Here is a 17,842-nt window from a genome sequence, read left to right on the forward strand (position 1 = left end):
CAAAGGGGTGTTCAGGAATGAGAGGAAATAAGGCTGGAGGAACATTGAAGAAGCTGCGTCTGCTGCTTGCAGCTACGGTTGCACTGTCGGTTGTATTGAGTGGATGCTCGTCGGGTGAGGCGGACAAAAGTTCGACTGCTACCGGAGATAAGGGTGGTTCATTGAAGGTTGAAATTTTTGACAGAGGCAACACACCTCAAGGCTACACCATTACTGACAGCTATTTAACCCGTTATGCAAAAGAGAACTTTGGCAAACCCAACAATATTGATCTATCGTATGTGCCTGTTCAGCGCTCGGAAGAGGTCACCAAGCTGAATGTCCTGATGGCGAGTGGCGGCGATGTACCTGATATCGTATTCACTTACGATTCCGGCACTTTTGAGCGGTACGCGGAGCAGGGGGGACTGACGGACTTGACCCCACTGCTAAACGAGTACGGCCCGAATCTTAAAAAATTCCTTGGTGAAGATACGTTGAGCTACGGTCAGGTTGAGGGCAAGCAATTTGCCATTCCGGGCAAGCGCACTATTTTAGGGAAATATTCTTCCTTTATACGCCAGGATTGGCTGGATACACTGAAAATGCCTGTCCCTAAAACGACAGACGAACTATATAACACGCTCAAAGCGTTCAAGGAAAAAGACCCCGGCAAGACCGGCGGCAAGGTGATTCCAATGGGGATGACGATGGAGCCTGGACAATATGATTCGCTGCTGTGGTCTTTTATCAAGCCAGTGACGGATGAGCAGAAATATACGCTGACTCAAAAGCTGGGTTCCCGTGACTATCCGATCCTGCTGCCTGGATTCAAGGATGGAGTACAGTTTATGAACAAGCTTTACAATGAAGATCTGATCAGCAAGGACTTCGGTCTGGATAAGGACAAAAAACAGCTGACACAGGACATTCAAAGCGGCAATATCGGCTTTTTCAGCGAAGATTACGACAACATTTTTTACAATGACTCGGCGTATCCAAATCTGTTGGCCAACCAGCCGAAAGCCAAGCTGACGCCAATGGACCCGTACACGAACAGTGAGGGCAAGCATGCCAAGCCGGAATTTGCATCCAATGGCCTGTACATCATGGTACCTAAATCCAGTGAGCATGCGATTGAGGCGATCAAGTACCTCGACTGGATGTCTTCCGAAAAGGTGCTGCTCGATATGCAAAATGGTGTGGAAGGCGAAAATTATACCTTGAAAGACGGAATTCCAGTCGCCAAGGAAAAACCGACACAAGAAGCACAAGACCGTATCTATAATCAGGGCGATGTAGTTATCGTAGCGAACGGCAAGATTGCAGGCGATGATGAGAAGAACAAGGAAGCCTTTATTTTGGGCATGCCATCCCAGTTCCAGGGGGATGTCCGCAAAGCAATGGATATTTCCAACACGGATACCATTCCTCCGCTGAAATTTGACCATCCGATTAAATCCGAGTCCAAATACAGCAACTCGCTGCTGGACAAGTTTGATGAAATGGTCGTCAAATCGGTGATGGCACCGTCCGCACAATTTGATGCAACCTTTGAAGCTGCATTGAAGGATTATATGGCAAGCGGTGGTCAGGCGATACTGGATGAGCGCACCGAGGCTTACAAGGCCATGACAGGTAAGTAAGAAGGCGGAACGTAAAGGAGAGACAGCGCATGAAAGGGAACGTTTACTTCCGCAGATATTGGCAATTATACGCGTTGCTTGTGCTGCCCTTGGCCTACTTCATTGTGTTCAAATATGGCCCGATGTGGGGCGTGCAGATTGCATTTAAGGATTTTAACTTTTTCCAAGGGATTACGGGAAGTGAATGGATCGGGTTCGACGCGTTTCGGGAAGTGTTCCGCATGGACGATTTCTATAGAACACTGCGCAATACCATCGTGCTGAATTTGCTGGATCTGCTGGTATCTTTTCCGGCACCCTTGGTCCTGGCGATTTTACTCTATGAATTGAAAGTAGTCTGGTTTAAAAAGCTTTCGCAAACGATTTTGTATATTCCCCATTTTATCTCGTGGGTAATTATCGGCGGGATTGTGTACCAGGTGTTTGGTACGCAGTCCGGCATGATCAATAATGTGCTGACCTCGATCGGGTTTCAGGCGATTCCATTTTTGACGGATAAAAATGACTGGGTGATCACGTATCTACTTACAGGTGTGTGGCAAAGTGCAGGCTGGGGAACGATTTTGTACCTGGCTGCCTTGACCGGAATTAACCGGGAGTTGTTCGAGGCTGCTGAGGTAGATGGCGCAGGACGTATGAAACGAATTTGGCATATTACCATCCCGGGCATGAAAACGACGATTGCTACGCTGCTCATCATTAATCTGGGCAATATGATCACCATTGGCTTTGATCGTCCTTATGTGATTGGCAATGTGGCGGTTCGGGATTATTCCGATGTGCTAAGTACGTTTGTATACCGCATCGGGATGGAATCCGGTCAATACACACTGGCAACGGTGGTTGGTTTGTTCCAAGCCGTGGTGGGCCTGATCTTCGTACTGGGTGCGAACTATGCATCCAAGAAGCTGACGGATGAAAGTATTATGTAAGTGGTAAAGGAGCTGACACCTGATGAGTGAACGTACTGCGAACCGCACCTTTGATATTGTAACCACCATATTGGTGGCTGTGGCTGTACTGCTGTGTTTGGCCCCGTTTATTCATATTTTGTCTATTTCCTTCAGCTCAAACCGGGCTATTACGTCCGGGGAAGTTACCCTGTTTCCGGTTGATTTCAATTTGAAGGCGTATGGAAAAGTTTTCTCCGATATGAGCATGATTCGTTCGCTCGGGTTTACGGTCATGCTGACCGTGATCACGACGGTGCTGAGTATGCTGATGACGATGATAGCTGCATACCCATTAACGAAGAAAAATTTAAAAGGCCGCAAAACGATTATGTTCATGATTGTAGTCACGATGTTTTTCAGTGGCGGTATCATTCCAGAATACATTCTGGTGCGCGATCTGCATTTGCTGAATAATATGTGGTCTCTTATTTTACCAGGTCTGATCAGCCCGTTTTATCTGATTATTCTGATTTCCTTCTTTAACGGGATTCCAGAGAGCTTGGGAGAAGCGGCAGAGATCGACGGCAGCAGTCAATTCGGCACTTTGATTCGGATTGTGCTTCCGCTGTCCCTGCCTGTCCTGGCGACATTAAGCCTGTTTTACGGTGTGGGGCGCTGGAATGGGTTTCAGGATACGCTGATGTATATTCAAAACCCGGATTTGTTCCCGTTGCAGCTCAAGCTGTATCAAATGATTCAAAATAACATGGTGTCTGAGCTGTCGAGACTGGAAGGAGCGAGCGGTGCGAAAATTACACCTGAAGGGCTGAAGGCGGCGAGTGTCATTTTCGCAACGGTTCCGATCCTGCTTGTTTATCCGTGGCTGCAAAGGTATTTTGTCAGCGGCGTGATGCTTGGAGCGGTGAAAGGATGATGACGATGAAAGCGAAGGGGGAATACTCCTTTTCCACTTGTTGGAATATAAAGAAGCATACCGTCGGCCGAGAGCTTGTGGAGGAAATACGTGAGCTGGGCTTTGGCCGGGTGGAGCTGAATTATAACATTACCCGGGAAATGCTGACGACGATTGAGCCTATGATTGAGCGGGGAGAAATCGGCATATCTAGTGTGCATAATACGTTTCCACATACGCCTGATCCGGATTATGGTACGGATTCCGTTCTGCTTGGGTTTGATGATGAGACGAAGCGAAAACGCGCGATAGAACTGCTGGTACAATCTGCGGAATATGCGCATCGTTATGGTGCAAAGGCAGTGGTTGTGCATCCCGGAGAGGTTCCATTTCCTTACGATATCAGTGGCGAGCTGGAAGTGATTTACCGAGAGCAGGGCAGGGATTCGGCTGCTTATCAGGCGCTGTGGGCACAAATGCTGGAGCGGCGCAATGCGCTGAGCGGGCATTATGTACAACGTATCCGCGACAGTCTGGAAGAGGTGTGTGACCGCATCGCATCCAAGGGCTATGATGTAGCGATTGGTATCGAAACACGTTCACGCTGCTATCAAATGCCTACATTACAAGAGGCCAAGACGATCATAGACGATTTGAAGGGCGCGCCTGTATATCTGTGGTATGACATTGGACATGGCATGATTATGGACCGAATGGGGCTGTATGATAATGCCAAGGAAGCCAATGAAATGATCGACTATATTCTCGGTGTCCACATTCATGAAACGATAGGGTTATCTGATCACTGGTGCCCTTATATTCATAGTGGTGATCTGGAGTTCTTTGATCGTTTCGTGAATATTATCCGGCAGGCCCCAATTAAGGTCTATGAGCTGAAAGCAGCCTGTCAGCCGGAGGATATTGAACGCAGCCATGAGTTGTTGACAAGCAAGATAGCGAAACTTCAGACGCAAGGATGATCAACGATTATGCATATCACAGGGGCTGAGGGAATGTATAGTGAAATCGTAGCGGTCAATGATGCCTGGGTGAAACCGGGCATGGACCATCAGGTGCTGGATGTCGACAGTCGTTATTACGGGGGGGTGACCGATGATGAGAACGGGATTGCCTGGCCTAATCATTCGGTCGGCACTCCTGCGGCAATGGCGGTCTGGGCAGCCGCGCTCGTCAATCCGGATTCCGCTTATTACCGGAATGAGGGTGTGCTCATTCGGCTGGAGCTGGCGGCGCAGTATATGCTGCGTGTACAGCATGAAGACGGCTCTATTTCGCCGGGCTGGACCAATTTTCACTCGCCGCCGGATACGGCGTTCGTGGTGGTAGGCTATGCTCAGGTCTACCAGTTGCTGATCGGTGAGGACTGGCTGGAGCTGCGCCAGGTGACTGACGCGATCCGCCTGTTTCTGGAGCGGACGATTCCGGTCATGCTGACCGGAGGCTGCCATACACCGAATCACCGCTGGGTGCTGTGCGCTGCTCTGGGCTTCCTGCACGAGCTGTTTGATCTGCCCGAGGCGCTCGCCCGGGCCGGTATGTGGCTGGCAGAAGGGCTGGACGAAACGCCGGATGGCGAATGGACGGAGCGCAGCAACGGAATTTATAATGCTGTCAGTGATATTATGCTGATTCATGCCGCCCGTTTATTGAAGCTGCCGGAGCTGCTTGAGCCGGTACGACGCAATTTGCACATGATGGTATATCTTGTTCATCCCGATGGGGAAGTGGTCACAGAGTATTCGGGAAGACAGGACTTCGGTGTGATGATGAATCTATCCTCCTATCTTCTCCCGTATGCTATGCTGGCTACCGAGGATGAGGATGCTATATTCGAAGCGATGGCTGTCGCAGCCATTCAGGTAATGGATCATCCGGGCGGTGCTCCGATTAATGCGGCTGTCCGCTTTTTACTGGAGCCGCGCTTGCAAACCCGCAAACGCTCGCCAGCCGCATTGCCTGTCACCTATAACAAGCTGCTGAACGGAGACTTTCCGAGAGCTGACTATCTGAGCCGGATAGATGAGGCAGGGCATCATCAGCACATTTATCACAGCAGGCTGCACACGGATTTTGGCGCTCCGGTTGCTCGATATCGGCAGAAGGATACCAGCGCGACGCTCATGACCGAGGCTTCATCGTTCCTGTCGTTGCGTCATGGAGATGCGCGTCTGCTGGCGGTTCAGGCAGCTTCCTATTTCTCGCCAGGCTTCGTGCCTATGCAGGAGCTAACTGTGCATGAAACCGGCTGGACGCTATCGGGTCAGCAGGTCAAAGGCTATTATGGGCCTGTTGCTGCCGCCGATCTGCCGCCTACCTCGCAGGAGGAAATCAGTCCGTGGTATTTGCTCCCGCATCACAAACGTCTACTAACCCATGAACAGAAACATGAAATCCGGGTGGATGTGGATCGTCAGGAGGATGTGTGGACGCTTCGTTTTCGTTCAGAAGGTCCGGTGGATTGCATGACACAGATTTTATTTGTTTTTGGACGTGAAGGGAAATTTACTTGTGGGGAATATAGACGGGTTAGTGAAGCAGTGCAATGCTGGACTGGCGGTATGGCACGCTATGAATCGGGAAATGCGTGGTTTGAGCTGACAGGAACAGCGATGGAGCATGCGGCTACTTCGGTTCGAGGGGCTGCTCACCCTGTGGATTGTCAGACATTGCTGGTCAATTGGATGGCTCCGTTTGATCAGACGATCATGATCCGCATGTCGCCTTTGCCTGTGAGTGACGTTTGAGGTACGATGAGTACCTGTTTCCGAGGATGAGGTCAGTCTCGGAAACAGGTGCTTTTTCACGTCTTGAGGCAGGCTGAATGGAGCGCTTCCATTGAGCTTGAAGCGATTGTGGTGTACACTGTCCAGAACAGGTGTAAATTGGAACGTCAGGAAGGATGGACGGTTGTAAGGGAGGGAATGACACCTATGTATGCCCGTTTAAGATCGTTGAATTATCCTGTAAAAGGGTATGTTTTTATTGTATTGGCCGTATGCTCAGTGATAAGCACCTTGTGGATCATTAACGTGCGGCTGCCCTCGGGGGGCAGCCCTTATCATTTCATTTGGTGGAATATGATGCTGGCCTGGATTCCGATGCTTTTAACGCTGCTGCTTGATGTGATTTATAGTTCCTGGCGGCGGGGAACGAGAACATTTTTGCTCTGGATAACAGGAGCGGTATGGCTCTTTTTTTATCCCAATACACCGTATTTAATCACAGATTTGCTGCATGTATTCGCCCGATATCCATTTCTTGGGGAGCAACGCTTCTGGGGAGAGCCATATTTCTGGAATCATGTACTGGGGATGCTGTTGGTCGCTGTCCTTGGGCTGACGATGGGGTTTGTATCGCTCGAATCTGTACGTCAGTTAGTACGACGTGCACGTGGAGGGTTTGTAAGCTGGCTGTTTGTGCTGGCGGTACTGCTGTTGAGCAGCTTGGGTATTTATATTGGCCGTTTCTTTCGGGGGAATACGTGGGATATTATTTCTGCGCCTTCCCAACTCTATGCGCAGGTGTCTTCCATATGGGCAGATACCCTACAGCGTACTCATTTTGTGGAGTTTAGCGGGATGGTATTTGCTATTTTGTTCATTAGCTATGTATCCACGATGTGCGTGGTTTGGATCGGGAACAGTCGTCGGGATGAATGGCGTAACTGGTGATTTTGATGCGACCAAGTGGCTGAGTAGCCGAAGCTTGAATAGAGAGGAGGAATAGAGAACATGAACGGACAGAACCGATCGGATATTCGCGCAGGGCTCCAGGTGGATATTGTGCTAAAAAAAGATCAGCCTACCGGAAAGCTGACGCGAGGAACGGTGAAGGATATTTTGACCAATTCTCCGCGTCATCCGCATGGAATTAAAGTGCGTTTGGCAGACGGACAGGTTGGGCGTGTCAAACATGTCGTAACGAATGAAGGATAGAGCTGCGGGTTGAGGAGGAATGAGGCATGAATCAGGCAACGGGAAGGTCGAAAAATGATCGCTATCCGCTTGTTTTGCTTGTATTACTGGTGCTTGCTCTCACCTGGTCCTTTATCCATCCGGAGGATTATTTTACTTGGGTACTGGAAGTTCTCCCGGCGATTTTGGGAGCGGACTGCTGGTGGCTGTTTACCGCCAATTCCGGTTTACGAATCTGGTGTATACTCTTATATTCCTGCATGCGCTGATTCTGATTGTCGGCGGGCATTATACCTATGCGGAAATGCCCCTGTTCAACTGGATACGGGATACATTCGGGCTGGAGCGTAATTATTACGACCGGCTTGGGCATTTTGTGCAAGGGTTTGTACCCGCCCTTATTGTCAGAGAAGTGCTGCTGCGAAAAACGACCTTGGGAAGCGGAGGTTGGCTGACCTTTCTCACGGTTAGTGTGTGCCTTGCGATTAGTGCTGCGTATGAGCTGATTGAGTTTGCCATAGCGAAGGCGACTGGAACAGGCGCAGCAGCCTTTTTGGGAACACAAGGGGATATATGGGATACCCAATGGGATATGCTTCTGGCTTTGATCGGCGCCCTGACAGCCGTGATTCTGTTGAGCGGAGTACATAACAAGTTGCTGAAACAGCTAAGATATTAACGGTTTCCTTTCTTTAGGAGTTCATAGCTGGATGGTATAAAGTTATAATGATAGTGGAGGGTGGTTACAGAATGCATACCAAAGCATTTTCTAACCACCCTTTGATGTATCCTGAGATCCGCAGTTCCTGGGGCTATATATGTGTCATAGGGCGGCTGTCGAGATGCAAGGTTGCGGCATCCATGTAGCTGTCCAGCAGTCGTTCAAAAATGCGATCCCATGTCTGTTCCATGCTGTAGGCTCTACCCGCTATAGACATAGAATCGCGAAGTGGTCTGTCTTTGTACAACAGGTGCACAGCTTCGGCAAAGGAAGCGGCATCTCCCGCAGGACACAATAGGCCGGTCTTCCCATGGATGAGATTATCCTTTACCCCGCCTTCATCGGCACCGACCACGGGTGTTCCGCTTGCCATGGCCTCCAGCACGACGTTGCCGAATGTTTCCGTAGTGGAGGGAAACAGGAATACATCCGCTGCGGCGTATAGCTCCGCTAATTCCTGTCCTTTCACAAAGCCAAGCCATTGGACTGCATGCTCTGGCATCCCCATGTCTGCCGCTGTTTTGACCTTGTACAGTGGACCGTCTCCTGCAATGACCAACACAGATTCTGCCCGGACATCGTCCGGCAACTGGAGGTAAGCATCCAGTAAGGTGTCTATTCCCTTTTCCGGTGCAAGTCTGCCGACATATAAAATAACGAATGCGTCTGCACGAACGCCCCATTTTCTCCATACTGCGTGACGATCCACTTTAGGTTGGAAGCGATGGGTATCAATGCCCCTGCCCCAGATTTCGAGTTGACTCATTCCTTTACTGTGCAATAACTCCATGGTTGAACGAGAGGGTACGTACACCCTTTCACAATGTCTGTGAAACCAGAGCATGTATTTCCATAAGGCAGGTTCAAGCCAGCGAAGCTTGTAATATTCGAGGTATTTATCAAAGTGGGTATGATATGAGGCGACGAGTGGAATATGGTGTTTGGCTGCGTAGCTTGTTCCGTACAGGCCAAGGTTAAAGGGGGTAGCGACATGAATCAGGTGCGGGGAAAAGGCGGACAAACGGTCGTTGATTTGTTTGGCGTTGGGGATCGCAAGTCTGCATTCCCGATACAACAAAAAAGGAATGCTCCGAAACCGTTCTACACCCGGCCCTGAGGGCAGACGGTGGTCTGCCTCCGGTGCGAAGACGAGCGTAGATACCCCATGTTTCTCCAGATAGCCAATCCATCGTTCCAGTGTTAGGGCAGCGCCATTTACGTCAGGCGCATACGTGTCCGTAAATAATGCGACTCGAAGCATGCCTTCATTCCTCCTCCGCCATTCTCATTTATCCTATGACGATCCAGGGGAGTCCGCTTGGAGGCTCCGGCTTATATTGTGGCATGATTTTGTTTACGGGCTTGCCGGGTTTTGTAAAAGCTGACCCACGGACGGGCGGTTTTCTCGGAACATCCAATAGTAGACGAGGGAGGACAAAATATAAAACACACCTGTCATGCTGAATGTGATGGCATAGCCCCAGTAGTTGCCGTAGGTCGTAACCAGATAGGCCTGTACAGGTCCCATGCCTGCGGTGCCGAGCATCCAGGTCGTCTGGAGAACCGAGTTGGCAATGCCTCGGTTCTTATCCGATACACGTTCCACCAGAATGGCGGTTTGCAGCGGATTGGCCGCATTCATCAAGGCTTGCCTGAATAGAAAGCTGATCGAAGCAATCCAGAGGACATTCGTGAAGCCGGTAATCAGGAGAAACGGGAGCGAGAGCAGTTGAAAGCCAACGACAGCCTTGACCAGTCCGATCCGGCTGCCAAGCGTAGGCCCGATCAGCATGGAGAGGATCGTCATCAGTTGACCGAGAGCAATCAGCAAACTCATCGCACTGAGCGATACGGAAAAGCGGTTCGTAAAATACAAATTGAGGTACGGGATGACCAGACCTGAGCCCAACCCGAGAAAAAACTGGGCAAGAACAAATTGTCCGATGACTCGGGTATCCGAAGAAGCAGCAGGAGCAGGTGGTACTGGTAAAGCGGTCGTGGCTTCCGCCGTCACTGTTTCAGGTGTCGGTTTGGCGAGGGATGCTTCTTCTTCGACGTGAGAGGCTTCTGTCATGAACAATAATGGAATAAAAGCCATCAAAGTTGCCGTTCCTCCGAGGAACAGGGCGACCCGCAGACTGGAGAGCTGTGTGATCCCCCACGTTTGCAGCCCATCCGCAAGTACACCACCGCCAAAGCTCCCCATGACCTGTGCTGCGAGTACAAGAGCCGAGTAATAGCTGAATATTTTCAAGCGTTGGGCTTTGCTGATGCTTTCCGCTAAAAAGGGTACAGCCAGCACCTGAATAAAGGCGGCGAATACACCCGAAACGACGGCGAAAACCAGCATACTGCCACTGGTATCCGTAAAGGTACGGATGAGAAAGGCGACACCGCTGAATAATGCACCGATGACCAGCATGTGTTTGCGGCTCCTCCGATCCCCTAAAAAACCGACCGGAATAAACAGCAAGGCTGTAGCCAGTGCTTGCATGCTCACTACTCGGCCATTCATGTCATCCCCGAAGCCAAGCCCCTGGATATACAGATTATATAGAACGGAAAACATTCCAGTACCCATCTGATACAGCAGATTGGCGATAAAAAACAATCGGATATTACGCGGCCACTTTCGAGGCTCGTCTAACATTTTGCTAATCCATGGCACGATGCGGTCCTCCTGTGACGTTGATGCAGATAAGTTGATGCTGTTGATATGTATTCTAGCAGGAACCGTGCATTTCATAAATATTACTTGTCTCCGATTTTTTTGGGGTAATAATAAAGCATGGACTTTACATTGAATTTTCTTTATAGTAATTCGGTATGAATAAATTTGAAGGGTAAGCAGGAGGGATGGCTTTGGCTTTTGGAGCACGGGTGTTAAAAACGGGAATCGCAGTGACGCTCGCCCTTTTTTTGAGCACGCTCTTGAATACCCATTCGCCTGTGGGGGCAGCGATAGCCGCTATTTTTGCCATGCAACCATCGATTTACAGGTCGTGGCGTTATTTTCTGGATCAACTCCAAACAAGCACATTGGGTGCAATCATGGCGTTGGTGGGCGGAATGGTGTTTTCAAATGAACCGATTGCGGTCGGATTGGTATGTGTACTGGTACTTATGATATGTCTGAAAATAAATATGGCTGATACGGTAGGTTTGACACTCGTTACCGTTGTTTCTGTAATGGAGGCTTCCGGTGACTGGAAGTTTGCGGTGACCCGTTTTGTGCTCACCTTAATCGGGATAGTTTCTGCTTTTGTCATTAATGTTACTGTTTTTCCCCCGAAACCAAAAAGGCAGTTTATCAATCAGATTCAGAGTGTGTTTAACAGTATGTCCTTGCTGCTGCGCACCGCTATTTCCGATGAGATTAAGGAGTCTGTCTTTAAAGAGGAAAAAGGCAATTTGGAGGGAGCCATAAAATCGCTATCGGATAAATATCATTTGTTCGAGGAAGAGCAGAAGAAGCTCAAGCGCTCCCGGTTCAGTCAGACGAGACAGATGGTGGTATACAAGCAAATGCTCGGAAGTTTGCATAAAGGGTATGAGGTACTGGACGCGGTGGAAAGGCACTATTTCCAGTCTGTGCGACCGAAGGGAACGGATGCGTTTTTTGATGGTCATCTGGAGCTGCTGATCCGGTTCCATGAACATGCGCTGCTGAAGTTTGAAGATAAGCTGAAACCGAACGAGGACGAAAGCGAAATGTTCCAGCAGGCGAACGGCGAATTTATGAAGCATGCGATTACCCGTTTTGACCACTGTCAGGAGGGAATGCTGAGACTCTCGATTGTGGCTGCTGCGATGTATGACTATGGTCATCAACTGGAGCGGTTGAGCAGACTGGCGGAACATATTCATCCTGTCGAAGAGAGCAAATAGCGAATGTATGAAAAAGCAAAAAGCGGCCGTATTCATCTTATAGATGGACGGCCGCTTTTTAAGTATATAAAGGCATAAAAAAAGCCCGCTGGTTGCGAACAGGGGGTAAAATTGCTACAATAGAGGATGCTATGTTTATGATAAAACCGTGATTTTTAAGTCATTATCACACTTCTTATCATATTATAGCATGTTTCAAAGTTTAAGTCAATTTCCTCGGATCAGAGGGATGCCAGGGGTATACCCAGGTCCATAATAGAGCATAGTTTAGCCCTGCGGTGGAGCAGGAGGAAACGGAACAGGAGTGATGCCAGTGGCTACTGAGCAGCAATGGAACGAGGAACAACGGAGAGTAGAGGACGTGACTGCTGTCATTAGCGGGCGAATTCGGAAGCTGGAGACGGAGGTTGGCTCTGTACGCGGAGATGTCGTAGATATGCGTAAAGACTTTTGGGATGAGGTAACGATCAACTTTAGTGAAGCGGATGATGTGGGAGAGACATCCACCAGTTTACGTCAGCAATCTGAAATTCTGTCGGAACGGGAGCGCAGGCACAAGCATTCTACAGAGGCGCTAGGTCGTTTGAAAAAGCTGTTGGAATCACCGTATTTTGCACGTATTGATTTTGCTGAGGAAGGGCAGCCCGCAGAGCGTGTTTATCTGGGGATTGCTTCCCTGCTGGATAATCAGGACAAGGAATTTCTGGTCTACGACTGGCGTGCGCCTATTTCCAATCTCTATTACGATAATATGCCGGGTCCTGCTTCCTATAAGACTCCGGCAGGGGAAATGGAAGGAGAACTGACGCTCAAGCGCCAATTCTCGATTCGAGATGGACAGATTCGTTTTATGTTCGATACAGGGGTAACGATTGGAGACGAGCTGCTACAGGCGGTGCTGAGTCGCAGCTCGGATGCTCAGATGAAAAGTATCGTGGCAACTATCCAAAGGGAGCAGAATCGCATCATTCGTGATGATCGAAGCCGGATGCTTATCGTACAGGGGGCGGCGGGTAGCGGTAAAACCTCTGCTGCGCTTCAGAGAGTAGCGTATTTGCTGTATAAGTACCGTGACCGCTTACGCGCGGATCAGGTAGTGCTATTTTCGCCCAATCCGATGTTTAACAGCTATGTTTCAACGGTACTGCCTGAATTGGGTGAGGAAAATATGCTCCAGGCGACTCTTCAGGAGTATTTGGAGCGTCGGTTGGGCCGGGAGTTTCAACTGGAAGACCCTTTTGAGCAGCTGGAATATGTATTGTCGGCATCTTCACAGACGGGGTATGAGGCCAGAATGGAAGGCATCCGCTTTAAGTCGTCCAAGACGTTTTTGCAAGCAATTACCGGATACAAGGCGTATTTGGAACAGGAGGGTATGCGTTTTAAACCGATCCGGTTTCAAGGGCGCGAGGTGGTTCCAGTGGAGGAAATGGTGCGTAGGTTTTATGGGTTTGACTCTTCGGTGCGGCTGGCCAATCGACTGGAACTGCTTCGGGATTGGATGCTCAAGGAGCTGGCCCGTTTCGGTAAAGAGGAATGCTCCGCTCCATGGGTAGATCAGCAGATGGACCTGATGGAGCCTGAGGATTACCAGCGTGCTTATAATCGTATGCGGCGTAAATCCAAGAATAAGGGCCATACCTTTGACGATTTTACACGTGAACGGGAAATATTGGCGCGAATGGTGGTCAGTGACCGCTTGAAGCCTTTGCGTAAATGGATCAAAGCGCTTCGCTTTGTGGACACGACCCGCTTATATGGCGAGTTGTTCCTGAATGAGACGCTGCTGAGCCAGCTGGCCAATCACGCCGAGCTGCCCGATAGCTGGAGTGAAATCAGCCGTCAAACGCTGGATCGGATGCAGGCCGGGGAACTGGCTTATGAGGACGTGACACCCTTTTTGTATCTGCGTGAGCTGATGTTGGGCTTTCGTTCCAATAGCAATATCCGTCATGTGTTTATTGATGAAGCACAGGACTATTCACCCTTTCAGTTGGCTTTTTTCAAACGTTTGTTTCCACAGGCTAAAATGACCGCGCTGGGTGATTTTAATCAGGCGATCTATGCGCATGCTTCTGTGCTTCAGGATGCGGAGCCTCTCTATGAGCTGTATGGAGCGGAACAGACCGAGATGATTTCCCTGACACGCAGCTACCGCTCGACACAGGAAATTGTGGAGTTTACCCGGGGAATGGTGGCTGGAGGCGAGCATATTGTACCGTTTAACCGCAAGGGGGAGAAGCCTCGTGTTACGGAGGTACGTTCGCGTGAAACGCTGCATCGTCTGATCGTCGGAAACATCACGGAATTGCTGGCAGAAGGTTATGAATCCGTGGCAGTGATCTGCAAAAATGCCGGAGAAAGTGCGGCAGCCTATGAAGCGCTCGAAGGAGAGTTGCCTGTGAAGCCAAGGCTGATCAAGAAGACAACCCCGGCTTTTGAAAAGGGAGTCCATATCATTCCGGCTTACCTGGCAAAAGGCGTGGAATTTGATGCGGTCCTGATCTATGACGGCTCAGCGGAGCAATATCAGCGTGAAAGTGAGCGCAAGCTGTTCTACACCGCATGTACGCGGGCTATGCATTTGCTACACATCTATACAAGAGGCGAAATTACACCGTTCGTGAGTTCGCAGGAATCGGATACGTATGCCCGTAAAGTGGAAGAAAGTGATCCTGTTCTGTAAGACTGGCATAATTGTACGTATTCCAGTAACATAAGCAAATAAGTAAAACAGGCAAGAAGCATAAACGGAGGTAACAAAACGTAATGGACATGAAGAGTGTATTTCAACGCCCGCCGCTGGCGGACTGTGTACCCGAGCTGGTAGCTACAGCCAGAGGGGAGCGCAAGGCATCGCTGGTTATCCGCGGAGGAACGCTGGTCAATGTGGTATCGGGCGAATTATTACCGGGAATGTCTATTGCTGTGCAGGGCTCCCGTATCGCATACGTCGGGCGGGACGTTAGCCATACCATTGGAGAAGATACCGTGATCATTGAAGCGGAAGGCCGCTATATGGCACCGGGATTACTGGATGGACATTGTCACATTGAAAGCACGCAGCTTACGGTGACCGAGTTTGCAAAAGCTGTGCTGCCGCTGGGCGTGACTGGTGGATTTTTTGACCCGCATGAAATTTCCAATGTGCTCGGTCTGAAAGGACTTCGCCTGATGCTTGATGAAGCACGCACGACACCGCTGGCTGCTTACATGCAGGTGGCTTCTTGTGTTCCGTCCACAGGGCCGGAACTGGAAACGACAGGGGCCTCCTTCGGCCCGGCGGAAGTCGCGGAAGCCTTAAGCTGGGGCCCGGATATGATCGGGCTGGGCGAAGTTATGAATTTCCCGGGCGTCGTCTATGGAGACGATGTGATGATCGGGGAAATTCAGGCCACGCTGCGCGCGGGCAAGGTGGCGGACGGCCATTTTACATGGGCCTCCGACGATTGGCGGCTGCCGGTATATGCAGCCGCAGGGATTACGGGCGACCACGAGTGTGTCACGCCCGAGGATGTAGCCGAGCGTATCCGGCTCGGCATGTATGCCAAAATGCGGCAGGGCTCCGCATGGCATGATGTGGCCGAGACCATCCGCGCCAGCACGGAAATGGGCCTCGATACCCGTCGCATGATGCTGGTGACGGATGACCGCAGCGCGGAATCCTTGCTCCATGAGGGTCAGATGGACTTCGTCGTGCGTCATGCCATTGCGCAGGGCGTCAAGCCCGTGACCGCGTTTCAGATGGCTACGCTGAATACGGCAGAGCGCTTTGGCGTAGCGCGGGATATCGGCTCTATTATTCCGGGGGCGATTGCCGATATTATTTTGCTTGATGGCCGACTGGCCGAAGTGAACGTGACCGCTACGATTGCGGCGGGTCAATTGGTGGCCGAGCATGGCCAAATGGTCGCCGATTGGGATGGCTTCGCTTATCCGGCGGAAGTGATGGACACGGTCCGTCTGGGACGAGACCTGAGTGCTGCGGATTTCCGCATTGCAGCTCCAGTACAGGAGGGGAACGTACCTGTACGAGTGATTCGTGTCACAGAAAATCATGTGGACACGAAGGAAGTGCGGATGACCGTTCCGGTCCGCAATGGTGAGGTCGCGGCAGATCCCGCGCAGGATCTGTGCAAAATAGCCGTCTTCGAGCGGCATCATGCCAGTGGCAGCCACGCGGTGGCACTCGTGACGGGCGTCGGTTTCACCGAGCCTGCTGCAATTGCCATGACTGTGGCGCATGACAGCCACAACCTGCTCGTCATTGGCAACGATGACGAGTTGATGACCCAGGCGGCGAAGCAGGCCGTGGCTATGCGCGGCGGCGTTGTGGTTGTGTCCGCCTCGGGCGAAACACGCTTCCCACTGCCTATCGCCGGGCTGATGTCTCCTGCGCCGTTTGCAGAGGTGGCTGCGCAGTCCGAGAGCATCAGCCGGGCACTTCAGCAATCCGGCTGTGTGCTGAATAACGCGCTGATGACATTGTCGCTGCTGGCGCTGGTCGTCATCCCTGAAATCCGTCTGTCGGATCAGGGTCTTGTTGTGATCGGAGCAGACGGTATCCGCAAGGTTTCGCTCTTCGTGGAAGAGGATATTGCGGAAGCCTGACAGGCTACTTAGCCCATACGTGTGTATTTATGATATGTGCGCTTTTTGAAAGGGGTTGTCCTATAAGGTCTGTAAAGACTGGAGGGATAGCCCCTGTTTTCTGTATTTAAAAATCAAAAAGGTTTCCTTCTATTTAAGAATTCCGGGGAGCAATGAGTATATGTATCCGTATTACCGTATTTGTAGAACGAACCCATGTAAAGCATGTACATCAGGGAACGTATCTGATCGAAACGGGTGAACCTGTGAATCATGCCTATTTTTGCTCAGAGGGATTATTCCGTTTATTCTACACTTTAGCAGATGGCTGAGAATATATATCTGTGACAAAGGGGGCTGCTGCAAGCATCTGCTCTGCTTCGTGCTGCTTGCGATATTGCGAAGGGGGCATGCCGTTCCATTTTTTAAAGGTTGCGATAAAATAGCTCAGATTATCAAAGCCAACCTCCAGCGCAATATCGACCACCTTGCGGTCACTTTGCTCCAGCAGTCTGCAAGCCTTCTGAACCCGGTGGTAATTGATGTATTCGACCGGGCTTTTTTGCACCATCTGCTTGAAGAAACGGCAAAAGTGTCCCTCGCTCATACGGATCTCATCCGCGATATCTCGCAAACGAATGGGCTCATGAGCATGACTGTTGATGTACGCCAGCGCTTTTTTGATCCGTTCGACTTTGCTGCGTTGACCTGCCATAATCACGTCCTCTCCGTTAGCCGGGGTCATATGAGGATACATGCTGGCGATGATGCCATAGAGCTGTGCCTTGGTCGCCAGCTCACGGGCTGGCGCATTCTGCTCATGGCTGGTGATGATGAGGCGCAGCGCGGTCAGCACCTCCTGTTCCCAAGGCAGGACCCCGCGAATGTGAGGGGGAACGACGAGCTTTTTGCTGATAAAAGGGTCGATAAACTGCTCCTGCACCGTATCCTGTGTCCGGCTGTGCAGCAGATCGGGATGAAACACCACAGCAGAGAATACGCAACTTGGAGCTTTTTTTAAATATCCGGCGTGAAGCTCTCCGCTGTTGACAAAAAGAGCTTCACCTTCGCTGACCTCGGTGTATTCCATATCCGTCTGAAAGACGGCGCTACCCTGCTCTACGACGATAAACTCCATTTCCTCATGCCAATGAGACTCCAGCACGCTGTTTCCGTTCAACTGCTCTACGCTCGGATACACGCTGACCGGATACATGGGATTACCATGAATACGGTTTTCCCGCAACATTTCCCGATTCATTTCACCCACTCCCTTC

Annotated in this window: 13 protein-coding genes and 2 pseudogenes; 12 read left to right on the top strand and 3 right to left on the bottom strand. The window is 50.5% G+C overall.

Annotated features, from left to right (window positions below; translation table 11 throughout):
* Positions 1–17 precede the first annotated feature (17 nt).
* The 8 genes and pseudogenes from HPL003_RS16990 to HPL003_RS17025 all read left to right on the top strand — a co-directional run bounded on the left by HPL003_RS16990 (position 18) and on the right by HPL003_RS17025 (position 8,045).
* Complete coding sequence (locus HPL003_RS16990) at positions 18–1,625, top strand: extracellular solute-binding protein (protein WP_014280934.1); 1,608 nt, start codon at positions 18–20, stop codon at positions 1,623–1,625.
* Between the two features lie 29 nt (positions 1,626–1,654).
* Positions 1,655–2,557, top strand: a complete 903-nt coding sequence (locus HPL003_RS16995; protein ID WP_014280935.1) for an ABC transporter permease — start codon at positions 1,655–1,657, stop codon at positions 2,555–2,557.
* A 22-nt stretch (positions 2,558–2,579) separates the two neighbouring features.
* Complete coding sequence (locus HPL003_RS17000) at positions 2,580–3,452, top strand: carbohydrate ABC transporter permease (protein WP_014280936.1); 873 nt, start codon at positions 2,580–2,582, stop codon at positions 3,450–3,452.
* The gene (locus HPL003_RS17005) at positions 3,449–4,411 is read left to right on the top strand and encodes a sugar phosphate isomerase/epimerase family protein (protein WP_014280937.1); all 963 of its coding nucleotides are present in this window, start codon (positions 3,449–3,451) and stop codon (positions 4,409–4,411) included. Before HPL003_RS17000 ends, HPL003_RS17005 begins: the two co-directional genes overlap by 4 nt.
* Positions 4,412–4,420: 9 nt before the next feature.
* The gene (locus tag HPL003_RS17010) at positions 4,421–6,196 is read left to right on the top strand and encodes a hypothetical protein (RefSeq protein WP_014280938.1); all 1,776 of its coding nucleotides are present in this window, start codon (positions 4,421–4,423) and stop codon (positions 6,194–6,196) included.
* Between the two features lie 186 nt (positions 6,197–6,382).
* Positions 6,383–7,123, top strand: coding sequence for a DUF1361 domain-containing protein (locus HPL003_RS17015; RefSeq protein ID WP_014280939.1), 741 nt, complete (start codon positions 6,383–6,385; stop codon positions 7,121–7,123).
* 60 nt (positions 7,124–7,183) lie between these two features.
* Positions 7,184–7,387 (top strand): YwbE family protein, encoded by a 204-nt coding sequence (locus HPL003_RS17020; RefSeq protein ID WP_014280940.1) that lies wholly within the window; start codon positions 7,184–7,186, stop codon positions 7,385–7,387.
* Positions 7,388–7,413: 26 nt separating this feature from the next.
* Positions 7,414–8,045, top strand: a pseudogene (locus tag HPL003_RS17025) (DUF2238 domain-containing protein).
* Between the two features lie 133 nt (positions 8,046–8,178).
* Here the strand turns inward: HPL003_RS17025 and HPL003_RS17030 are convergent.
* Together HPL003_RS17030 and HPL003_RS17035 are read right to left on the bottom strand one after the other, a co-directional pair.
* On the bottom strand, positions 8,179–9,348 hold the full coding sequence (locus HPL003_RS17030; RefSeq protein ID WP_014280943.1) for a glycosyltransferase family 4 protein: 1,170 nt from the start codon (positions 9,346–9,348) through the stop codon (positions 8,179–8,181).
* 93 nt (positions 9,349–9,441) lie between these two features.
* A complete protein-coding gene (locus HPL003_RS17035; RefSeq protein ID WP_014280944.1) occupies positions 9,442–10,755 on the bottom strand; it encodes an MFS transporter in 1,314 nt (437 codons plus the stop codon).
* A 188-nt stretch (positions 10,756–10,943) separates the two neighbouring features.
* Here HPL003_RS17035 and HPL003_RS17040 point away from each other — a divergent pair, with 188 nt between their 5' ends.
* From HPL003_RS17040 to HPL003_RS30355, 4 genes and pseudogenes are all read left to right on the top strand, one after another.
* On the top strand, positions 10,944–11,975 hold the full coding sequence (locus HPL003_RS17040) for an FUSC family protein (protein ID WP_014280945.1): 1,032 nt from the start codon (positions 10,944–10,946) through the stop codon (positions 11,973–11,975).
* 307 nt (positions 11,976–12,282) lie between these two features.
* A complete protein-coding gene (helD, locus tag HPL003_RS17045) occupies positions 12,283–14,661 on the top strand; it encodes an RNA polymerase recycling motor HelD (protein WP_014280946.1) in 2,379 nt (792 codons plus the stop codon).
* Positions 14,662–14,744: 83 nt separating this feature from the next.
* On the top strand, positions 14,745–16,586 hold the full coding sequence (locus tag HPL003_RS17050) for an adenine deaminase (protein ID WP_014280947.1): 1,842 nt from the start codon (positions 14,745–14,747) through the stop codon (positions 16,584–16,586).
* Between the two features lie 179 nt (positions 16,587–16,765).
* Positions 16,766–16,894: pseudogene (locus HPL003_RS30355) on the top strand (Crp/Fnr family transcriptional regulator); the annotation flags it as partial.
* Here the strand turns inward: HPL003_RS30355 and HPL003_RS17055 are convergent.
* Positions 16,876–17,826 carry a helix-turn-helix transcriptional regulator gene (locus tag HPL003_RS17055; RefSeq protein ID WP_014280948.1) on the bottom strand — a complete coding sequence of 317 codons (951 nt, stop codon included), beginning with the start codon at positions 17,824–17,826 and terminating at the stop codon, positions 16,876–16,878. The pseudogene HPL003_RS30355 and the gene HPL003_RS17055 overlap by 19 nt on opposite strands.
* Positions 17,827–17,842 lie beyond the last annotated feature (16 nt).

This window comes from Paenibacillus terrae HPL-003, assembly GCF_000235585.1.
GTDB classification, from domain to species: Bacteria; Bacillota; Bacilli; order Paenibacillales; family Paenibacillaceae; genus Paenibacillus; species Paenibacillus terrae_B.

Excerpts from the sequence above, each read along its gene's own strand:
- HPL003_RS17030 (WP_014280943.1), bottom strand. The coding sequence starts at position 9,348 with ATGCTTCGAGTCGCATTATTTACGGACACGTATGCGCCTGACGTAAAT.
- HPL003_RS17010 (WP_014280938.1), top strand. The coding sequence starts at position 4,421 with ATGCATATCACAGGGGCTGAGGGAATGTATAGTGAAATCGTAGCGGTC.
- HPL003_RS16995 (WP_014280935.1), top strand. The coding sequence starts at position 1,655 with ATGAAAGGGAACGTTTACTTCCGCAGATATTGGCAATTATACGCGTTG.
- HPL003_RS16990 (WP_014280934.1), top strand. The coding sequence starts at position 18 with ATGAGAGGAAATAAGGCTGGAGGAACATTGAAGAAGCTGCGTCTGCTG.
- HPL003_RS17005 (WP_014280937.1), top strand. The coding sequence starts at position 3,449 with ATGATGACGATGAAAGCGAAGGGGGAATACTCCTTTTCCACTTGTTGG.
- HPL003_RS17040 (WP_014280945.1), top strand. The coding sequence starts at position 10,944 with ATGGCTTTGGCTTTTGGAGCACGGGTGTTAAAAACGGGAATCGCAGTG.
- HPL003_RS17015 (WP_014280939.1), top strand. The coding sequence starts at position 6,383 with ATGTATGCCCGTTTAAGATCGTTGAATTATCCTGTAAAAGGGTATGTT.
- HPL003_RS17020 (WP_014280940.1), top strand. The coding sequence starts at position 7,184 with ATGAACGGACAGAACCGATCGGATATTCGCGCAGGGCTCCAGGTGGAT.
- HPL003_RS17000 (WP_014280936.1), top strand. The coding sequence starts at position 2,580 with ATGAGTGAACGTACTGCGAACCGCACCTTTGATATTGTAACCACCATA.
- helD (WP_014280946.1), top strand. The coding sequence starts at position 12,283 with ATGCCAGTGGCTACTGAGCAGCAATGGAACGAGGAACAACGGAGAGTA.
- HPL003_RS17050 (WP_014280947.1), top strand. The coding sequence starts at position 14,745 with ATGGACATGAAGAGTGTATTTCAACGCCCGCCGCTGGCGGACTGTGTA.
- HPL003_RS17055 (WP_014280948.1), bottom strand. The coding sequence starts at position 17,826 with ATGAATCGGGAAATGTTGCGGGAAAACCGTATTCATGGTAATCCCATG.